Here is a 1,325-nt window from a genome sequence, read left to right as displayed (position 1 = left end):
TTTGCCTGCTGGGTCGTAATTTTGCCGGACTGGTCAGTTGCTACCCTGCTGTTTTGCTCGACATGATCAACGTCTATCGTTTTAGTCGGCAGTTGCGAGTCATCAATCGGCATTTCCTCCGGCGAATACATTCCCTGGAATGTTTCTGGGAATGCTTCCCTTAAAGCTTGCACCAGGGCAACCTTCCTAATCATTGTAGCTGGCATCTCTTTCCAGTTCCGCATTGGTGTCCCATCTTTTTTTCTGCGTTCGTATTCTTTTAGTGAGACCGTTATCTCTAATGGTTCCTTCCAATCTTTTCGGCTCACTCTTGCCCAACCACCGACAAGTTCTTCATTGGGTAATACCAGCGTCCCGTTCCGATAGTCTATATTTCCGTCTTTCTTTTGAACGATTATTCCTGCTTGCCAGCCGGTGCATAGCTCGTTTTTGGCAGCTCGTTTTGTAAAGGTTTCTTTTCCGGTAACAATCGTGGCTGGTTCATTACCGTATTTAATTAAATATGCTTCTCTAAGGAAAGGATTAAGCTTTTGATACTTACAAAGCGCTAAAAACATCATTACTTCCTGGTCCGTTATTTTATCTGCTTCGCCGTTTACTAAATACCTCTTGACCGTCTCAGGTGAAAGTTTTATCGCACCAGCATCAGTTTCATATTCGATAACAGCTAAAGCTTTTGATTTATCATTCATTGTTTATCACCGCCTTATGTTCCAATCTTTTAATTGCTTCAGGCATCATTAACCGCATTGCTTCTACTTCCGGCTCCCATCTTTTTAGCCACTTCCAAACCGCCGCAGCAGAAAAATTAAAATAATCTGCAATGTCTTCAATAGTAAAGCCAAAAGCTCTTAACCATATAATTTCTTTCTTGTAATTCGGGACTTTTGGCTCAATTAAGTGCGGGGATATATCTTTTCTGCCATGACAGGACAAACAAAGAGTTTCCATATTTTCTAATCGGTTATCCTTATGATTTTTGTTTTTGTGGTGAATTGTGATTGGTCTGCCCCACTTCTTTAAGTGTTCTTCTGCTGTCATTCCACACTCAACACAACGATAATTATCCCTCTGCAAAACCGCATCTCTTAGACCTTGATTATCGTAATGCCTGCTTAATGAATAACCATGCTTTTCTTTAAATTCCCTGCGCTTTTTACGCTGCCAAGCAAGTTTGTATTCCTTTCTTGTCATTTGCTTTGCCCCTTTCTTCCAGACAGTTAGCCCTCTGTATGGCACCTTGTGCCTCTCTGTTGATTCTGATATAATTAAGTTGAGGTATTTTCTTAAGCCGTGCTTTCTAGTCGGCTTTTTCTTTTTCTGGT

2 protein-coding genes are annotated in these 1,325 nt (G+C 41.1%); both read right to left on the bottom strand.

Annotation, left to right across the window (positions count from 1 at the left end):
- Positions 1–692 (bottom strand): phage recombination protein Bet (gene bet / locus ULO1_RS12075; protein WP_079933668.1); only part of this gene is annotated, 692 nt, incomplete at its 3' end.
- A partial coding sequence (locus ULO1_RS12070; protein ID WP_207651129.1) for a helix-turn-helix domain-containing protein occupies positions 685–1,325 on the bottom strand: 641 nt, incomplete at its 5' end. The genes ULO1_RS12070 and bet, both read right to left, overlap by 8 nt.

It is taken from the genome of Carboxydocella sp. ULO1, from assembly GCF_002049255.1.
GTDB lineage: Bacteria > Bacillota.
This window is presented reverse-complemented; position numbering and strand designations above follow the sequence as displayed.